The organism is Streptomyces chryseus, assembly GCF_014650755.1.
In the GTDB taxonomy this organism is placed as follows: Bacteria; Actinomycetota; Actinomycetes; order Streptomycetales; family Streptomycetaceae; genus Streptomyces; species Streptomyces chryseus.
Map to the genome: position 1 here is coordinate 114,540 of NZ_BMVO01000017.1, position 17,404 is coordinate 131,943.

General features: G+C 73.0%; 17 protein-coding genes, 1 tRNA gene and 1 pseudogene. 9 read left to right on the plus strand and 10 right to left on the minus strand.

Features of this window, described 5'->3' with window-relative positions:
- Positions 1 to 164: 164 nt before the first annotated feature.
- The 3 genes from IE185_RS23270 to IE185_RS23280 all read right to left on the minus strand — a co-directional run bounded on the left by IE185_RS23270 (position 165) and on the right by IE185_RS23280 (position 3,964).
- On the minus strand, positions 165 to 1,676 hold the full coding sequence (locus IE185_RS23270) for a cellulose binding domain-containing protein (protein ID WP_189715890.1): 1,512 nt from the start codon (positions 1,674 to 1,676) through the stop codon (positions 165 to 167).
- A gap of 174 nt (positions 1,677 to 1,850) precedes the next feature.
- Entirely contained in the window at positions 1,851 to 3,278 is a 1,428-nt protein-coding gene (locus tag IE185_RS23275) for a sensor histidine kinase (protein WP_189715892.1), read from the minus strand.
- Positions 3,275 to 3,964, minus strand: a complete 690-nt coding sequence (locus IE185_RS23280) for a response regulator transcription factor (RefSeq protein ID WP_138908362.1) — start codon at positions 3,962 to 3,964, stop codon at positions 3,275 to 3,277. The genes IE185_RS23275 and IE185_RS23280 overlap by 4 nt, the downstream gene beginning before the upstream one ends.
- A 77-nt stretch (positions 3,965 to 4,041) precedes the next feature.
- Between IE185_RS23280 and IE185_RS23285 the strand changes: the two genes are divergently transcribed.
- The gene (locus IE185_RS23285) at positions 4,042 to 4,626 is read left to right on the plus strand and encodes a hypothetical protein (protein WP_189715894.1); all 585 of its coding nucleotides are present in this window, start codon (positions 4,042 to 4,044) and stop codon (positions 4,624 to 4,626) included.
- Between the two features lie 9 nt (positions 4,627 to 4,635).
- Here IE185_RS23285 and IE185_RS23290 read toward each other — a convergent pair whose 3' ends face one another.
- Both IE185_RS23290 and IE185_RS23295 read right to left on the minus strand, forming a co-directional pair.
- The gene (locus IE185_RS23290; RefSeq protein WP_138898895.1) at positions 4,636 to 5,502 is read right to left on the minus strand and encodes a spermidine synthase; all 867 of its coding nucleotides are present in this window, start codon (positions 5,500 to 5,502) and stop codon (positions 4,636 to 4,638) included.
- Between the two features lie 46 nt (positions 5,503 to 5,548).
- Entirely contained in the window at positions 5,549 to 6,052 is a 504-nt protein-coding gene (locus IE185_RS23295; protein ID WP_138898897.1) for a hypothetical protein, read from the minus strand.
- 238 nt (positions 6,053 to 6,290) lie between these two features.
- Between IE185_RS23295 and IE185_RS23300 the strand changes: the two genes are divergently transcribed.
- Entirely contained in the window at positions 6,291 to 7,634 is a 1,344-nt protein-coding gene (locus IE185_RS23300; RefSeq protein WP_138898896.1) for an NsdA family TPR-like regulatory protein, read from the plus strand.
- A gap of 73 nt (positions 7,635 to 7,707) precedes the next feature.
- Here IE185_RS23300 and IE185_RS23305 read toward each other — a convergent pair whose 3' ends face one another.
- On the minus strand, positions 7,708 to 8,304 hold the full coding sequence (locus IE185_RS23305; protein ID WP_138908359.1) for a histidine phosphatase family protein: 597 nt from the start codon (positions 8,302 to 8,304) through the stop codon (positions 7,708 to 7,710).
- A gap of 226 nt (positions 8,305 to 8,530) precedes the next feature.
- Between IE185_RS23305 and IE185_RS23310 the strand changes: the two genes are divergently transcribed.
- From IE185_RS23310 to IE185_RS23340, 7 genes are all read left to right on the plus strand, one after another.
- Positions 8,531 to 9,481, plus strand: a complete 951-nt coding sequence (locus IE185_RS23310; protein WP_138897721.1) for a phosphatase PAP2 family protein — start codon at positions 8,531 to 8,533, stop codon at positions 9,479 to 9,481.
- The gene (locus IE185_RS23315; RefSeq protein ID WP_138897720.1) at positions 9,366 to 10,574 is read left to right on the plus strand and encodes a hypothetical protein; all 1,209 of its coding nucleotides are present in this window, start codon (positions 9,366 to 9,368) and stop codon (positions 10,572 to 10,574) included. Before IE185_RS23310 ends, IE185_RS23315 begins: the two co-directional genes overlap by 116 nt.
- A 76-nt stretch (positions 10,575 to 10,650) precedes the next feature.
- Positions 10,651 to 12,246 carry a hypothetical protein gene (locus IE185_RS23320; RefSeq protein ID WP_138897719.1) on the plus strand — a complete coding sequence of 532 codons (1,596 nt, stop codon included), beginning with the start codon at positions 10,651 to 10,653 and terminating at the stop codon, positions 12,244 to 12,246.
- Entirely contained in the window at positions 12,243 to 13,577 is a 1,335-nt protein-coding gene (locus IE185_RS23325; RefSeq protein WP_138897718.1) for an AAA family ATPase, read from the plus strand. The genes IE185_RS23320 and IE185_RS23325 overlap by 4 nt, the downstream gene beginning before the upstream one ends.
- A gap of 212 nt (positions 13,578 to 13,789) precedes the next feature.
- A complete protein-coding gene (locus IE185_RS23330) occupies positions 13,790 to 14,131 on the plus strand; it encodes a DUF8844 domain-containing protein (protein ID WP_138897717.1) in 342 nt (113 codons plus the stop codon).
- A 134-nt stretch (positions 14,132 to 14,265) separates the two neighbouring features.
- The gene (locus IE185_RS23335) at positions 14,266 to 14,907 is read left to right on the plus strand and encodes a bifunctional DNA primase/polymerase (protein ID WP_189715896.1); all 642 of its coding nucleotides are present in this window, start codon (positions 14,266 to 14,268) and stop codon (positions 14,905 to 14,907) included.
- A tRNA-Lys gene (locus IE185_RS23340) sits at positions 14,898 to 14,971 on the plus strand. The genes IE185_RS23335 and IE185_RS23340 overlap by 10 nt, the downstream gene beginning before the upstream one ends.
- Before the next feature lie 398 nt (positions 14,972 to 15,369).
- Here the strand turns inward: IE185_RS23340 and IE185_RS23350 are convergent.
- The 4 genes and pseudogenes from IE185_RS23350 to IE185_RS23360 form a co-directional block, all read right to left on the minus strand.
- Positions 15,370 to 15,915 (minus strand): non-canonical purine NTP pyrophosphatase, encoded by a 546-nt coding sequence (locus tag IE185_RS23350; RefSeq protein WP_138898984.1) that lies wholly within the window; start codon positions 15,913 to 15,915, stop codon positions 15,370 to 15,372.
- Between the two features lie 15 nt (positions 15,916 to 15,930).
- A complete protein-coding gene (locus tag IE185_RS34020) occupies positions 15,931 to 16,299 on the minus strand; it encodes an endonuclease V (protein ID WP_138898985.1) in 369 nt (122 codons plus the stop codon).
- Positions 16,300 to 16,327: 28 nt separating this feature from the next.
- Positions 16,328 to 16,711 (minus strand): annotated as a pseudogene (locus IE185_RS34025) (endonuclease V); the annotation flags it as partial.
- Positions 16,626 to 17,404, minus strand: a 779-nt coding sequence (locus tag IE185_RS23360) for a S1 domain-containing protein (RefSeq protein ID WP_229843652.1), incomplete at its 5' end; no start/stop codon positions are given. The pseudogene IE185_RS34025 and the gene IE185_RS23360, both read right to left, overlap by 86 nt.

Genomic DNA, 17,404 nt, shown 5'->3' on the forward strand with positions numbered 1-17,404 from the left:
GCCCGGTGCCGTCCCGCCCAGCCTCACCTCGGGCCGTCGGGGCGGCAACATCTCGTCGACCGTCCGTGCGGGCGGCCGACGAAGGGGCGGCGCGCCCCGGCCGTGTGGGGATCCGGCCGGGGCGCGCCCGGGGGGTGGCGGTCTCGTGGCGGTGCGGCGGCCCGTTACTCGTACGCCGCGAACGCCTTCGTGAAGGCGAGCGGCTCCTGGAGGACCGAGCTGCACGTCGCGTCGGCCGTGCCCCGCGCCCCGCCCGGGCACTGCTTGTCGCGGGTCGAGGACCACATGGACAGCCAGGCGATGCCCTTCTGCCGGGCGAACTCCACCAGCTGCGTCGCGTCGCCGACCGTGAAGATCTCCGTGGTGACGTCGTTGACGCCGATCATCGGGGTGACGGCGACCGTCCTCCACGCCTCCGCGTCCGACAGCCCGAGCACACCCTTGAGCTGGGCCTGCGTCGCCGTCGCCGCCTGGACGGCGTACGTGCCCATGTCGCCGCTGTACGCCGGCCCGTAGTCCATCGCCATGATGTCGACCGCGCTGATCCTGACACCGTTCCTCCGGGCGTCGGCGAGCAGGTCGACGCCCGGCTGGGTCAGCCCCTCGGGCATCACCGGCAGCGTGAACGACACGTCCAGGCCCGGGTGTTTCTTCTGCAGCTGCGCGATCGCCTTCGCCCGCCGCGCGTTCGCTCCCGTGTCCGGGAGCGCCGCGCCCTCGACGTCGAAGTCGACCTTGGTGAGCTTGTACGCGTCCACGACCTTGCCGTACGCCGCCGCCAGCTCGTCGGCCGAGACGCAGTTGAGCGCGAGCTCACTGCCCGCCGCGCCGCCGAACGACACCCGTACGTCGCCGCCCTTGGCGCGCAGCGCCCCGATCTGCCCGGCGACCTTGTCGTCGGCCAGACCGGTCACACCGCCCCACAGCGGGGCGCAGCCGCCGCCCGAGGTGATGAAGGCCAGGTTGAACTCCTTCACGCCCGTCCTGGCGGCCGTGCCGACCAGGTCGTACGCCGGTTGCAGCGACGTGTCGACGTACGGCGCGAACTTCGCGCCCGTGGCCGCCGGCGGAGCGGTCGTGGGGGCGGACGTCGCCGACGGAGCCGTCGTCGGGGCCGCGCTCGTCGGGCGGGCGGTCGTGGGGGCCACGCTCGTGGGCTTCTGCGAGGGGGGCGCGGAGCCGGCCGGCGTCGGGCTCCCGGTGGGCCGGCCGCTCGGCCGGGGTGTGGCGCCGGGGTCGGCCGAGCACCGCACGTCGTCGATCAGGCAGCCGGTGGGGTCACCGGCCGCGCCCTGCCCGTCGGCCGAGGCGACGAAGCCGACGGTCACCGACGCGCCGGGCGCCAGGTTCCCGGTCCAGCTCGCGGGCCGGACCGTCACACGGCGGCCGTCGACCGTGTGCTCGGCGTTCCACAGGGAGCCGATCCTCGTGCCCGCCGGCAGGTCGAATTCGAGCGTCCAGTCCGACCGGGCCCGGTCGGTGTCGTTGGTGACGACGTACTGGCCGGTGTATCCGCCGTTCCAGCCGCTGGTGCGGGTGTAGGCCGCGCCGACCGAGGCGGCCTGCGCCGTCCCGGTGACCGCGAACACCGCGCCCCCGGTCACCGCCGCGGCGACGACCGCGCCGAGCACCTTGGCCCTGCCGCTCGCCCTGCGCCGGTGCGTCATGCTGCTCATCGCGTGCCTGCCTCTGCGTGACGGGGACCCGGGGGGACGGCCCCGGGGGTACGGCGTGGGGGGACACGCCGTAGGGGTGCGGCAGCACGCTAGCGAGACCGAAACGGACAAATGCCCGGTTCGGTGCGGGGGTCGCGGATCTTAGGGCGCGGTTAAGGAAGGCATGGGGGCCCGTTAAAGCTTCACGTCCGCGGCCCGCTTTCCCGCCCCGGTTCCGCGCTTGCGCCGCCCCAGCCGGTGACCGCCCCGGTCCCCCGCCGCACGCCGCCCGTCGAGCCCCAGCCCGATCCAGATACGGACCTCCGTACCGCCGAGCACCGAGTGCCCGATGCGTACGTCGCCGCCCGTCGACTCCGCGACCCGGCGCACGATGTCCAGGCCGAGGCCCGTGGACCCGTCCCTGCCACCGCTGTTGCCGCGCACCAGCGCCGCCTGCGGGTCGGAGATGCCGGGGCCCGCGTCCGAGACGAGGACGATGACGGCGTCGTCGCCGTTGTGCACGTCCACCGAGAACGCCGTGCCCACCGGGGTGTGGCGGAAGACGTTGCCCAGCAGCGCGTCGAGCGCGGCGGCCAGTTCGGGCCGGGCGACCGGGATGCGCACCGGACGCTCGACGCCCGCGAGCCGCACCTTCCGGCCCTCGTCCTCCGCCAGCGCCGACCAGAAGTCCATGCGTTCGCGTACGACTTCGGACACGTCGCAGCCCGCGCCGGGGCCCGGGCCGACGGCTCCCTGCGTCTGGGACCGCTGGTCGCGCGCCGTACGGATGATGGTGTCGACCTCGCGCTCCAGCTGCTCGACCGCCGCCCTGGTCTGCTCGGCGGCCGGGCCCTCGCCCAGCGACGCGGCGTTCAGGCGCAGCACCGTCAACGGCGTGCGCAGCCGGTGGGAGAGGTCGGCGGCCAGCTCGCGCTCGTTGGCGAGGAGCTGGACCACCTGGTCGGCCATCGAGTTGAACGCGACGGCGGCGGACCGCAGTTCGGTCGGCCCCTCCTCGGGGACGCGGACGCCCAGGCGCCCCTCCCCCAGGTCGTGCGCGGCGCCCGCGAGCCGCTGGGCGGGCTGGACCATCCGTACGCCCAGCCGGTCCGCGACCGCCACCGAGCCCACGATCAGGGCGATCCCGACGCCCGCCAGCACGAGCCAGGCCGTGGCCACGCCGTTGCTGACGTCGCCCTCGGGCACGAAGACCTCGACGACGGCGATCTTCCCGCTGGCGACGGCAGTGGGCTGGAGCAGCGCGAAGCCGCCCGTCACCTCCGAGATCGAGGCGCGGCCGATCCGCCGTGTGGTCTCCAGGTCCTGCTGCGCCGCCCGCCGCCGCCCGATCTCCAACGGCAGACTGCCCCGCTCGCCGGAGGCCGGGACGTGCACGGCCATGCGGCCCTCGATACCCACCTCGGTCGTCTGCACGGCCCGGTCGAGCGAGTCGCGGTCGGTGGTGATGGAGAGAGTGGGGCCGATGGTGGCGGCCCAGCGTTCGGCGTTGGAGAAGGCCCGGTCCCTCGCCATCTCCTTGATGACGAGTCCGAGCGGTACGGCGAAGGCCACCACGACCATCGCCGTGACGGCCAGGCTCACCTTGACCAGCGCCCACCTCATCGCGGCGGCTCCAGCTTCACGCCGACGCCGCGCAGGGTGTGCAGGTAGCGGGGGCTGGCCGCCGTCTCGCCGAGCTTGCGCCGCAGCCAGGACAGGTGCACGTCGATGGTCTGGTCGTCGCCGTAGCTCTGCTGCCACACCTCGGCGAGCAGTTCCTTGCGCGCCACGACGACCCCGGGCCGCCCCGCGAGGAAGGCGAGCAGGTCGAACTCCCGGCGCGTCAGGTCGAGCCGCGCCCCGTCCAGCTCCGCCTGCCTGCGCAGCGGGTCGATCGACAGACCGCCGACGCGGATCACCCGGGACGGCGGCTCGGCCCCCGCGACGGCGCGGGCGCGCCGCAGCACGGCGGCCATGCGGGCGGACAGGTGCTCGACCGAGAAGGGCTTGACGAGGTAGTCGTCGGCGCCGTCGTTGAGCAGCCGTACGATCTCCGCCTCGTCGTCACGCGCGGTGGCGATGATCACGGGTACGTCGGTGATGCCGCGCAGCATCTTGAGCGCCTCAGACCCGTCGAGGTCGGGCAGACCGAGGTCGAGCACCACCACGTCGAAACGGAAATGGGCGACCTCCCGCAGCGCCTCCAGTGCCGTACCGACGCTGCGCACCGTGTGGGTGGCTTCGGTCAGGTGCCGGATGAGGGCGGAACGTACGAACTGGTCGTCCTCGACCACGAGCACACTTGCCATGGGCGGCACCGTACGCCATACGGGGGATGCCGGTCCCCCTGGGACGGGGGTGGGGCGGGTGGTGCAGTATGGCCCCGATGCAACGAGGATTCGTACACGCCGTCGCGTGGTCGCTCGCCACGGGCGCGGCGGTCACGCTGTCGTGGTGGGGCGTGCACACGGTCATGTCGGGGACGGCGTACGACCCTCCGCAGGCGCTTCCGATCCCGACCGACCTGCCCGCGAAGAGCGGATCCGCCCAGGGCGCGAAGCCGCAGGCGTCGTCGACGCGGCGGCCCGGTGGCGACGGCGACGAGAAGGCGTCCGCGCCGCCCGAGCGTGCGAAGTCGCCCGCCCGCAGCCCGGCCGGCCGGAGCAGCCCTCCCCCGAGCAGTACGCCGGACCCGCCCGGCGGCCCGTCGGGCCCCGGGGCCCGGCCGAGCACTGCGGCGGGCGCGAACGGCCAGGTCAAGAGCTACAGCACCGACGGCGGCCGGGTCACGTTCGACCTCGGTGACACCTCCGCCACGCTGGTCTCGGCGACGCCGGCCACCGGCTGGTCGATGCAGGTCTGGAAGGACCCGAACTGGATCCGCGTCGAGTTCAGGGCGGGCACGGCGAACGTCTCGGTCTTCTGCACCTGGCACGACCACGCGCCGAAGGTCGAGATCGTGGAGTCCTGACCGTTCGCGTCAGTGGAAGGCGGACGGCGGCGGCTGCGGCGAGGGCCGCGCGCTCGCGTCGGTGACGACGGCCGCGCCCCCGGTGAAGTCGGCCAGCCCCCGGCCGTGTTCCACCCGCCCCGGGTGCGGGTCGGTCGCGATGCGCCGGGTCCACTCGGCGAGCGGCAGCGTACGGTCCGACGCCAGCAGCACCGCGTTGCCGAAGCGGCGGCCGCGCAGCACGGCCGGGTCCGCGGCCAGGGCGAGCTCGGGCCAGACACTCCCCGCGGTGGCGATCTGGCCGCGCAGGTAGGTGAGCGGCGGGCCGTCCGCGAGGTTGGCGGCGTAGAAACCCCCGGGCTTGAGCGCCCTGCGTACGTCGGCGAGGAATTCGGCGCTGGTGAGGTGTCCGGGCGTACGGGCGCCGCCGAACACGTCCGCGACGACCAGGTCCGCCCAGCCGTCCGGGACCTTGCCGAGGCCGGCGCGGGCGTCGAGGGAGCGGACCCGCACCCGGGCCTGGGCGTCCAGCGGGAGTTCCCTGCGCACGAACTGGACGAGCGCCGCGTCCAGCTCCACGATCTGCTGGGTGGAGCGGGGCCGGGTGGCGGCGGCGTACCGGGCCAGGGTGAAGGCTCCTCCGCCCAGGTGCAGGACGTGGACGGGCTGTCCCGGCGGGGCGGTGAGGTCGATGATGTGGCCGAGCCTGCGCTGGTACGCGAAGTCGAGGTGGGACGGGTCGTCCAGGTCCACGTGGGACTGCGGGGCGCCGTCGATCAGGAGGGTCCAGGCGCGCGGGCGGTCCCGGTCGGGTATCAGCTCGGCGAATCCGCCGTCGACCTGTGCGACGACGGGCTCGGGGGCGGCGCGTTCGCGCCGCTTGTTGGTCTTTGCCACGCAGCCAGTATCGGCCGCGCGGATCCCCGCGCTCTCCGGTGGGGCCTCAGCGCACGCGGTCGGCCGCTTCGATGAGCCGGGCCGCCTCGCCGAGCGCGGCTCTGAGCACGGCCGGGTCGGTGACCGGGCCGGTGTCGGTCGGCGGCAGCAGCCAGCCGGTCCCGGTGACCGGCGGCTCCGGGACCAGCCGCGGGGCGTCCGCCCCGATGTCGCCGGCCAGGACGGCCGGGATGCGCAGGCCGCGCCCGGAGGTCCGCGTGCAGGCGCTGCCCGGCAGGTCCCAGCCGTCGGCGGTGCCGGGGGGCACCAGGAAGCCGAGAGTGGCGCAGGACCCGTCGTGCAGGACGGGGCCGACGGCGGGGGCGGCGGCCCGGCGGAGGATGTCCACCGCTTCGAGGCCCTGGCGCACCGGCACGGTCACCAGGTCGCACGGCTCGGCGCCCGCGTGCTCGGCGGGAGGGGGTACGGCGCTGAAGTCCTGGCTGGGCCGGTGCTGAGCCGTTGACCGTGATCCTGCCCGTGAGCCCGTCCGTGCGCCGCTGATCTGCATGTCGGCCTCCAACAAGGGAACCCCTCCTCGCTCGAGTGGGAGCCGCGCTCCCACTCCTCATGGTTCAACGCGCGGCGCTGTCAACGGCTACGGCGCCGCGCCGCCGCAAAGGATGGCAGTTCATGGCAGATCGTGGGTGAGATACCCCGTTTGTAGCGAAACCCCGCGTGTTCGCGTCGTCACAGCCGGTACGTTTTTGCTCCGCCGAAGCACGCGAACCTTGCGGGAGGTCTTGGCCATGCCGAACAACGACTTCCGCCGACTGCGAGGGTCTCGTTCACCGGCCGAATTCGCCGCCGCCGTCCGCAGGGCGGCGCGTGAGATCGGTGAACAGGTCGCATGCGACGCCCGCTACATCGGGCGCGTCGAGGCCGGCGAGATCCGCTGTCCCAACTACGCGTACGAGCGCGTCTTCCTGTACATGTTCCCCGGTCTGACGCTGGCGGACCTGGGCTTCTCGGCCCGCGAAACGGTACGTGGCAGGGGGGCGCGCACCACCACGACCCCTATCCACAGCGACGAGGAGAGCGACGTGCTGCGTCGCGCGTTCATGACGAGCGGCACCGCCACGATGGCGGCCGCATCCCTGGGTCTCGGCACCGCGCCGGGAGCCTCCGCCACCGCCCGCGCGCCCGTCGCGGACGTGTCCGGTACGCCGGGCACGTACCGCCGGGTCGGCGAGGCCGAGGTGAGCGCCGTGGAGGACGCGGTGCGCCAGATCCGGCTGCTCGACGACCGGCACGGCGCCGACGGCCTCTACAAACGGGCCGGACAGCCGCTGCGCACCGCCTACGCCCTGCTCGACGCGAGTACGACGTCCCGCGGGTCCATGGCCGACCGGCTGCACACCGGCGCCGGCGAGCTGGCCCTCTCGGTGGGCTGGCTCGCGCACGACTCGGGCCGCTTCGACGACGCCCGCTCGCACTACGCGGAGGCGCTGGCGACGGCCCGGGTGGCCGGTGACCCGGCTCTGGAGGCGCACGCGTTCAGTAACTCGGCGTTCCTCGCGCGCGACACCGGACGGCCGCGCGAGGCGGTGCGGGCGGCCCAGGCCGGGCAGCGCGCGGCGCGGCTGGTGGCGTCGCCCCGGCTGCTGTCGCTGCTCACCCTGCGCGAGGCCGGCGGCTGGGCCGGGCTCGGTGACCGTTCGGGCTGCGAACAGGCGCTCGCCTGCGCCAAGGCCCTCTTCGAGCGCGGCACCAAAGAGGCCGATCCCGAGTGGATGAGCTTCTTCGGGGAGGCGGAACTGGAGGGCCTGGAGGCGCAGTGCTGGTCCGCGCTGGGCGACTGGGCGCGCGCGGCGCGGCACGCCCGGCGCGCGGCGGCCCTCCAGGACCCCCACTTCACCCGGAATCTGGCCCTCTACAGCGCGGAACTCGCCGACGACCTGGCCCGCGCCGGGGCTCCGGACGAGGCGGCGGCGGTGGGCGAGGGCGTGCTGGACCTGCTGGAGGAGGTCCAGTCGTCGCGCGTACGGACGATGCTGTCGGAGACGACCCGCGTCCTGCTGCCGCACCGCCGGTCGCCGTCGGTGTCCCCGTTCCTGACCCGGCACGCGGACACCTCGCGCAGCAGCGCGTGACCCCCCGCCCCGGCTGCGGGGCGGGTGAGCCGACCCGGGGGAAGGGAGCGGGCGGGACCGGGCCGGGCGCGGGTCAGCCCGCGAGGTGGCCGGTGTCGTTCCAGCGCTCGATCGCCGGGTCGCCGTACGCCCACCCGAGGACCGACAGGGACGTCGGGTCCAGCCGGATGCGGGCGGCGAACGACACGTCCAGGCCGAGCCAGCGGGCACCGAGCGCCCGCAGGATGTGGCCGTGCGCGAAGATCAGGGCGTCGCGGTCGGCCGAGTGCGCCCAGGCGATGACCTCGTCCGCGCGGTCCGAGAGCTGCTGAAGGGTCTCGCCGTCCGGCACCCCGTCGCGCCAGATGAACCAGTCGGCCTGCCGCTGCTTGATCTCGGGGGGCGTCAGGCCCTCGTACGCCCCGTAGTCCCACTCCATCAGCGCGTCCCACTCCTGCGCGCGGTCGCCGAACCCGGCGATCGCGCAGGTCTCGCTCGCCCGCCGGAGGGGGCTCGTGCGCACCTCGGCGTCCGGGAGGCCGTCGAGCGGCGCCCGGTGCAGACGCTCGCCGAGCAGCTTCGCGCCGCGGCGGCCCTCGTCCAGCAGGGGGATGTCGGTCCTGCCGGTGTGCCTCCCGGACAGGGACCATTCCGTCTGTCCGTGCCGGGCCAGCAGGATGCGCGGTGCCATGACGATGTCTCCCTGGACGGTGCGAAGGGGGCGTGCTGCGGGTCTCGTACGGAGCGGTTCACGGGCGGACCGCGCCGTCCGCACCATCATCGCGCACCGGACGGGCGGGCAACCTCCGGGGCGATTTCCACGTCAACCTACTCGCGCACCCGGTGCGCACACCTGTTCTCGTACACCGTACGGTTGAAAGGGTGGCCAGTCAGCCCGTAGGCCGCACATCAGACAAATGGAGAGCGACCGGATGCAGGACACCGCGCCCCGCCCGAGGCCCCGCTGGTGGACCGAGCTGCTGCTCGTCGTGGTGGTCTACGCCGCCTACAGCGGCGGCCGGCTGCTCGTACGCGGTGGCGAGGCGGCGGCCGTCGAGCACGGTCTGGCGATCCTGCGCGCCGAGAAGCTCCTGCGTCTCAACGCCGAGCACCCCCTCAACCGGCTGTTCACGGAACACGCCTGGCTCGGGATACCCGCCGACTTCGCGTACGCCTCACTGCACTACCTCGTCACGCCCGCGATCCTGATCTGGCTGTTCCGCCGGCGCCCCGCCGGCTACCGCGCCGCGCGGACCTGGCTGATGCTGTCCACCCTCCTCGGCCTGGTCGGCTTCACGTTCCTGCCGACCTGTCCGCCGCGCCTCCTCGACGCCGGTCACGGCTTCGTCGACACGATGGCGCAGTACAGCGTGTACGGCTGGTGGGGCAGCGAGGCGAGCGCGCCGCGCGGGCTCGGCGGCATGACCAACCAGTACGCGGCGATGCCGAGCCTGCACGTCGGGTGGTCGCTGTGGTGCGGGGTGATGCTGTGGCGGCACGGGCGTACGCCGCTGATGAAGTGGCTCGGTGTCGCCTACCCCCTGCTGACCACTTTCGTGGTGATGGGGACGGCCAACCACTACTTCCTCGACGCGGTCGCGGGAGCCGCCGTGATGGGCCTCGGACTGGCCCTGACCAGGCCCTTCATACGACTGGTCGACCGGGTCACGAAGCGCCCGAAGCCCCTGCCGGACCCCGCGGAGCCGGTGAACGCCGACGGCGTTGTCAGTGCCGGATGCGAGACTTCCGAGGGTGAGCGAATCCCCGGGCAGCGGACCCGACCCCACACCTCCGCGCGTGCCCTCGCAGGCGACGGCTCCGACGCGGCGGCCGGTGCCGGCGACGGCGCTCCGGCAGCGGCTCGCTGAGCTGCGCGGCCCGTCGGTCGCGCCACTGCCCCTGGACGCGCGTGCGCTGGCGGCGCTCGCCGCGAACCCCGGGTGCGGGCGCCGGGCGCTGCTCGACGGCGCGGGGGTGAACAAGGCGGCGCTGGCGACGGCGCTCGGGTCGCCCTCCGCGTTCGGCCAGTCCCAGTTCGCCTTCATGCGGGGCAATGCCTTCGAGGCCCGGGTCAAGGCCGACGGCGGGACGGAGCTGATGCGGCTGCTGTACGAACGGATGGGCGGCGCCGGGTGCGAGCCGCCCGTGCCGGGCGAGACGCTCGTACCGGACCTGGCGGCGGCGGGCCCGGAGGGCCGGGCGGCCCGTACGGCGCTGGCGCTGCGCGAGGCGACGGCGGCCGGCGCGTGGACACTGCTGGACCACCCGATGCTGGCCCTGGAGGTGGCGGGCTCCCCCGCGTACCTGGAGCCGGACGCGGTCGTGGTGCGCCCCGACGGCCACTGGAGCGTCGTCGAGATCAAGTCCTTCCCCATGATCGACGACTCGGCGGACGCGGCGAAGGTCGGCGCGGCGGCCCGTCAGGCGGCGGTGTACGTCCTGGCGCTGGAGCGGGTGGCCGCGAAGGTGCCGGACGCGCGGGTCGGACACACGGTGCTGCTGGTGTGCCCCAAGGACTTCTCGAACCTGCCGGCGGCGTCGGTCGTCGACGTGCGCAAGCAGCGTGCGGTGACCCGGCGCCAGCTGGAGCGCCTCACACGCCTCGAAGACCTCGCGGCCGCGCTGCCCGAGGGCACGACCTTCGACGTGGAGCGCCCCGCCGAGGAACTGGCCGCCGCGGTCGAATCGGTCGACGCGGCGTACGCCCCCGAATGCCTGGCCGCGTGCGAGCTCGCCTTCCACTGCCGCCAGAAGGCGCGGGCGGCGGGCGCCGTGGAGGCGCTGGGGCGCAGCGTGCGCGGTGAGCTCGGCGGCCTGACCACGATCGGTGAGGTCCTGGCGGCGGCCGAGGGCGCGGCGGGCGACCCGGCCGACCCGGCGGTGGCCGCGCTGCGCCGGGCGGCGGCCCTGCGGGCGGAGGCGCTGGCCGGCGCACGGGCCGGGGAGCGGACGCTGTGCTGACGACGTCGCCCCTGGTCCGGCCGGGCTCTTCGCACCCCCGGCGGCACCCACCGCTCCGCTCACCGAAAGGCGCCGCATGTCGCTGATCAGCACGCTCGCGCGACTCGACGCCGTGCGCAGCGGACGGGCGCAGCCCCTTGCCACCGTCCGGCACCGGCACCTGTCCGAGCGCCCGATGGTCTTCGTGCCGCTGACCACCGCGGGCGAGGCCGGGGCGCCGCTCGGCGCGCTCGTCGGCACCGACCGCCACGCGCCCCGGCTGCTCGCCGTGACGCAGCCGCGCGACCGCGACCTGCGGTTCGCGTTCCTCGCGGAGCTGGCCGAGACCGTCCTGCCGTACATCGACGGGTTCGCCGACGACGTCGAGGCGGCCGAGCGCAACGAGACCGATCCCGAGACCGGCAAGCGCGTCAAGGTCGAGGTCGAACTGTGCGCGGACGCGCCCCAGTTGATCGTCCCGAGCCGGGCGGGCATCGCGTACGTACGGCTCCTCGGCCGTTCGACGCGCTTCCGGCGCACGGCCGAGCAGGACCCCGACACCCCCTATCCCGCGCCGCCGCACATCCCGCTGCTCGGCCGCTGGCTGACGCACTTCGGCGAACGGGCCCGGGTGCCGGGCTCCTCGCTGCTCCTTGCCGCGACCGACCTGCTGGGCCGCCACTGGGCGACCGGCCAGTCCAGCCTGGAGGACCAGCACCTGGGCGCGCTGCTGGCCTGGATCGACCCGGACGGGGCCGCGGGCGAGTCCGGCGCCGAGGCCGCGCTGCGGGCGGAACTGGAGCGGGACGGGGACGGGCAGCTGGTGTGCCCGCCGGCCGGCCCGGCGACCGACCCGGCGTTCGACAACAAACTGCTGGCCCCGGCGATCGACCGCTACGACCGGGCCCGCAAGGCCCTCGCCGCCGCCGAGGACGGCCTCGCGGCCGACGTACACCTCGGGGAACTGACCGCCGCCGAGCGGCACATCCGCGCGTTGCTGGCCGCGCAGACGCGGCCCACCTGGGACGCCGTCTGGCGCGGGCTCGACCTGCTGCGGGAGCTGCCGGAAGGCTCCCGGGCCACGGACCGCTGGACACGCGACCGCTGGTCGTACACCGGCCACCGCGACCGGGTACGGGCCGGGGAGCCGCCGCAGCCCCGGCGCGACGACGCGGTGACCGCCGCGCGGAAGCTCGCCTCCCGCGAGACCGCGCAGGCCCAGCTGGAGGCGCAGGAGGCACTCGACGATCCGCTGGTGATGGCCGGGCGGCGGCTGGCGGGCGAGGCGTTCACCAGCGAAGTACTGGACGTGGTGATGGCGACGAGCGAGGGAAAGCGGCCGAGCCCCCGCCCCCTGGTCACCGTACGGACGGACGACAGCCCGCTCCTGGGCGAGCGTGCGAAGGTCTACCGCTCGCTGGACGGCAGGCCGCAGACCGCCGAGTTCGTGCGGTACGAGGAGGAGCCCGGCGTCCTGGTGCTGCGGGTGACCGACAAGATGGGCCGCGGCAAGGAGCCGGCGCCGGGGTCCGTCCCGGAGAAGGGCGAGCGCGTCTGCTGGACCCTGTTCGAACACGACCAGCGCGGCGGCCCCCGGCTGCCCGACCCCGAGACGACGCCCTGGACCCACGGCGGCCCGCCGGGCGCGGGCGCCGAGCACCCCGACCCCGTGACCCCGGAGGACATCCTGTGAGCCCGCGCTTCGACCCCGGCGCCGAGGCCGGCCGCGCGACGGCGGCGATCCTCCACGACACGCTGCACGGCGCCCACCGGGGCGTCGTCGTGGACTCGCCGCCCGGCGCCGGCAAGTCGACGCTCGTGGTGCGGGCCGCGCTGGAACTGGCCGCCGCCGGCCACCCGTTGATGGTGATCGCACAGACCAACGCCCAGGTCGACGACCTGGTCCTGCGGCTCGCGGAGAAGGAACCGGACCTCCCGGTCGGCCGGCTCCACAGCAACGACACCGACCCGTACGACAAGGCCCTCGACGACCTCGCGCAGGTACGCAAGTCCGCCAAGGCCGCCGACCTGGCGGGCCTGGACATCGTGATCTCGACGGCCGCGAAGTGGGCGCACGTGCAGACCGCCGAGCCGTGGACGCACGCCATCGTCGACGAGGCGTACCAGATGCGCTCGGACGCGCTGCTCGCCGTGGCCGGGCTCTTCGAGCGGGCGCTGTTCGTCGGCGACCCGGGCCAGCTCGACCCGTTCTCCATCGTCGGCGCCGAGCAGTGGGCGGGGCTGTCGTACGACCCGTCGGCGAGCGCCGTCTCGACGCTGCTCGCCCACAATCCCGAACTGCCGCAGCACCGCCTGCCGGTGTCCTGGCGGCTCCCGGCCTCGGCCGCGCCGCTCGTCTCGGACGCGTTCTACCCGTACACGCCCTTCCGCAGCGGTACGGACCACGGCGACCGGCGTCTCACCTTCGGCGTCCCCTCCGACGGCTCGGGCCCGGACCGGGTGCTGGACGAGGCGGCCGCTTCGGGCTGGGGCCTGCTGGAACTCCCGGCCCGCCACACCCCGCGTACGGACCCCGAGGCGGTGGGGGCGGTGGCCCGCGTCGTACGCCGTCTCCTGGACCGGGGCGGTGCGGCGGTCAGCGAGCGCTCCCCCGACCCGGTGCCGCTCACGGCGGACCGCGTCGCGGTCGGCACCGCGCACCGCGACCAGGCGGCGGCGGTCCGGGCGGCGCTGGCGGACCTCGGCGTGAGCGGGGTCGCGGTCGACACGGCGAACCGCCTCCAGGGCCGCGAGTTCGACGTGACAGTGGTGCTGCACCCGTTGTCGGGGCGGCCCGACGCGACGGCGTTCCACCTGGAGACGGGCCGGCTGTGCGTGCTGGCCTCGCGGCACCGGCACGCGTGTGTCGTGGTGTGCCGGGAGGGGGTGGCGGACCTGCTGGACGAGCACCCGTCGACGGAACCGGTGCAGCTGGGCGTCACGGTCAAGTTCCCCGACGGCTGGGAGGCGAACCACGCGGTCCTGGCGCACCTGGCGGAACACCGGGTCCGGTACCGCGACTGAGCCGGCCGCCGCGCGGGCCCGTTCCCCCGCGGGGCAGGTTCGTTCCGGCGGGGCGGCGGGCACGCTACCCGCCGGGCGGCCCGTGGGGTCCCGAAGGCGCACAGCCGGCCCGCCGCCCCGGCGCAAGTGCGCGCGGGAGGCGCACTTGCGGGGTCCGGGACAATGGACGGTGGTCATCGAGCACGCGTGGCCGCGAGAGGGAAGGAAAGCCCATGGCGGAACCCGAGCGCACCGAGCGGCGGCTGCGTCCCGCGCCGCTGCTCTTCGAGCCTTCGGAGGCAGCCGCCGATCCCGAGCACTTCTTCGACCTGGAGTCGATGGAGGACCCCGGTGAGCTGCTGGAACGTGCCACCGAGCTGACGCTCGCGTTCCGCACCGCGACCGACCGGGCCACCGAGTTCCAGGCGATCGCGGCCGCCCAGCTCGCCGACCCCAAGCGTTTCGACCGGCTGTCGGCGGCGGACATCGCCCGGCGCGCCGACTGGACCGAGGACTACGCGAAGAAGATGGTCGAGTTCGGCCGCGGTCTGCTGCGCGGCCCGAAGCACGAGTAGCCGCCCGGCGGCTCCGTACGGGGCACCGGCTGATGGCATATGCCCGGCGGCAAGATACTCCTCACCGCCCCGCCCTGTCCCGATTTCCCGCAACTCTCGGGAACGACTCCGCTACTCCGGGTAGATGTGAGTCCATGACCGCCCTCCAGGAGACAGCCCTCCCCGCGTACCCGTCCCCCGCCACCCCTGCCCAGGTCACCGCCGCCGGGGCGGCCTGGCTCGCCTCCGCAGCCGTGTACCCGCGCAGCACGCTCTCGCTCTGGGAGTCCCGCCCCGCGGACTCGGGCGTCCTGCCCTGCGGCTCGGTGTTCGACGTGGTGAGCGTCCCCGCGTTCTTCGGCCGCCGCATGCTGGACCGGTTATGGGCGGACGGGCCCGGTTCGGGGCCGGTCGCCACCCACCGGGGCCGCATGCTGCTCTTCACCTCCGCCGGCACCGCCCAGCGGCTGCCGTCGCTGCTCGCCTGGGAGGAGTGGGGCCGTACCGGAAACACCGCCGGGGGCACCGCGAAGGCGCCCGTGCCGCCGGTCCTGTGCCACGGTCCGGGCGACGCCGTGACGGTCCCCCCACTGAGCGCCCCGGCCGGCCCCGCCGTTGCGGGACCGCGCTGGCTGGTCGCCCCGGACGTGCGCCATCCGTGGCTGCCGGGCGCCGAGGCGATGCTCTGGGCGTGCCTACGGGCGGCCCGCCCGGGACCGGCCGACGAGCCCCGGATATCGATTTTTCCTCCCGCCGATCCGGGTGCTAATGTCTACGACGTCAGCAGGCGCCGCTAGCTCAGTTGGTTAGAGCAGCTGACTCTTAATCAGCGGGTCCGGGGTTCGAGTCCCTGGCGGCGCACAGCGAGGCAATCGCCTGACCTGGCCGTTCTTCCTTCGGGAAGGACGGCCACTGGCGTTTCTGGGGCTCGGTGCTAGCGAGGGGCTAACCGGCCCGTCGTCGGCCCGCTGGGGCCTCGGCTGCGGCACCAGGGCAACGGCGGCTTCCGCGTTCTGGTGAGCGATCTCCAGCAGGACCGAGGTGTACGTGTCCGCCGTGATCTGGATCGATGAGTGCCGGAGCATGGCCGAGATCACTTTCATGTCTCCTCCAGCCGCCAGCGCCAGCGTGGCGCCGCTGTGGCGCAGGTCATGGAGTCGGATAGGCGGCAGGTAGCCGGGGTGCGGATACGGCCGCAGCCGGTCGTCCGGGGTAAGCCAGTACCAGGTCTGCGGGTCGACGATGCCGTTGGCCGTTAGCTAGAGCTTCAAGGCGGAGCGAGCCTTATCAAGGGCGCGGCGGCGCATGGAGATAGCATCCTTTTCGTCGTCAGACAGTTGCGCGAAGGTTTGGTCGTGTCCGCCCGGGATGAAGATCGGGTCATAGCCGAATCCGTTGCTGCCAGCTTCTTCCGGAGCAATCTTGCCTTCGACGGTGCCCACGAAGACTTGGGTGCCGCCCTCGTCGCAGTACCCGATGGCGGTGACAACTTGTGCTGATCGGTCGGGCCAGCCAGCCATCATTCGAATGAGGCCGACATTTCCCACGCTGTCGAGGAACCACGACACGAGTGCTCCCGGCAGGCCGTTCCAGGCAGCGATAACCAGCCCGGAGTCGTCCACCATGACTGGCCGGCGCAGCTCGGCGAAGGCCATCGCTGCTTTACGTTCCGCTACCTTGGTGACGTCCAGTTCCTGGAATTCCGGCAAGTCGAGACTCACTGGCTCCCCCCCCCAAAATCCGCTCGAACTCGCGAGCTTTACCGGAATTTTTCGTGACGAGAACAATGCCTTCCATTGACGCACCTTTCTGTGGTGATTTTAAGGTTGCGTGCGATTATGTGCAAGCCGGTTGGCTGTCTCATGCACGAACGCGAGGGGTTTAGGGTAGCCACTTTGGAAGCAGTTCAGTTTAAGGAGAACTGATTTCAGGGTGGTGGCGATATCAGTGCGATGGCCAGGCGAGCTGAAAATGGGCTCACACCGGGCCCGGAGTCTGACGCACGTGCCCAGCACCCGGCCCCGACGGTCAGTGATGTCGGACATGGCCCCGTCGGCTTCCGTGGGGGGCTCGGCTCGCCCGAACAATGGTCGCCTCGTCATGCCTAGTGTGGGCAGGTCGTACAGCACGCCGATATGTGCAGCCAGGCCGAACCCTCTCGGGTGGGCTGTGCCCTGGGCGTCGAACATGATCAGGGGGCGGCAATCCCGGCAGGGAATCCAGAAGGGCGCAAATCGCTGGTCCCTCCCGATAAGCGAACAGACCCGGTATGTAGGGAAAACCGGTCGCGACCTCCGTGGAGTAATAGTTGCCGGGATCAAGGAGCTGACCGCTCAACAGCGTGGTGGCGGCCACTGCCACAGCTGTGCCGCGTTGCTCTGAGTACGACACGCCGACTGCCATGGCGTAGTCCACGCCAGACAGGTCCAGCGAAGCGGTAACGAGCCGGTTCTTGAGGGCGAGCTGCTCGACCCGGGCTTCCCCCGGGTCGTTCGTCCAGGGGAAGCGATGCGCCTCACTGCTTATGGGCGGCCACCACCTGCTCGAGGAGCTCGTTGGACCGGACTTCAATCCGGTTCTCCTGGGCGGCGGCGTGGACAACTTCGACCCGCACGGAGTCGCCAGGCTGGATGACGTTTTCCAGGTTCACCTGGCGCTTGCCGGACTCCAGATGGCGGGCTGACAAGATGGCGGTGTGCCCAGCCGCGAGTTGAACGATGGCGTAGCGCTTGGACACCCTGAGAGCTGTGCCAATGTGCAGGCTGCCGGCCTGATACATGTCCTCGAACTCGCGGTGCTGATGCAACTGAGATTGCTTTTGTGCCGCTTGATCCCGCAGGGTCTGGCCGACTGCCTCTTCTCCCAGTTGCTGCTCGGTGGCCGCCAGCAGCAACTCAAGGTCGGTGAGGTGCACAGGAAACTCTTCGAACACCCCGCGCGACAGGTTGAGGGCTGCCTCGATGGCCACACGGACGGCAACGGCTTCCGTCAGTTGCGCTTGGGTGAACTTACGCAGGACTTGCTCGTACTGAGCCGCTGACAAGTGCAGGTTTCGGTTCGTGGCATGGTGGAACGCCTCTGCCAGCACTCGTTGCTGCAACCAGGCTTTTGGCAGAGGTCCGGACTTTGGCGGTACGGGGGTGTCCTCTGCCTCTGATCCGTCCCCGGCGGTCTCGATCTTATTGAGCTCATCCCGCAGGTCCTGGGCGATCTCGTCAAGCACCGCCAGAGCCGTCGCTAGTGCGTTGGCCACGAACGTTCGCCGGGTCGGGTGACACGCCGGTCGATGTTCGG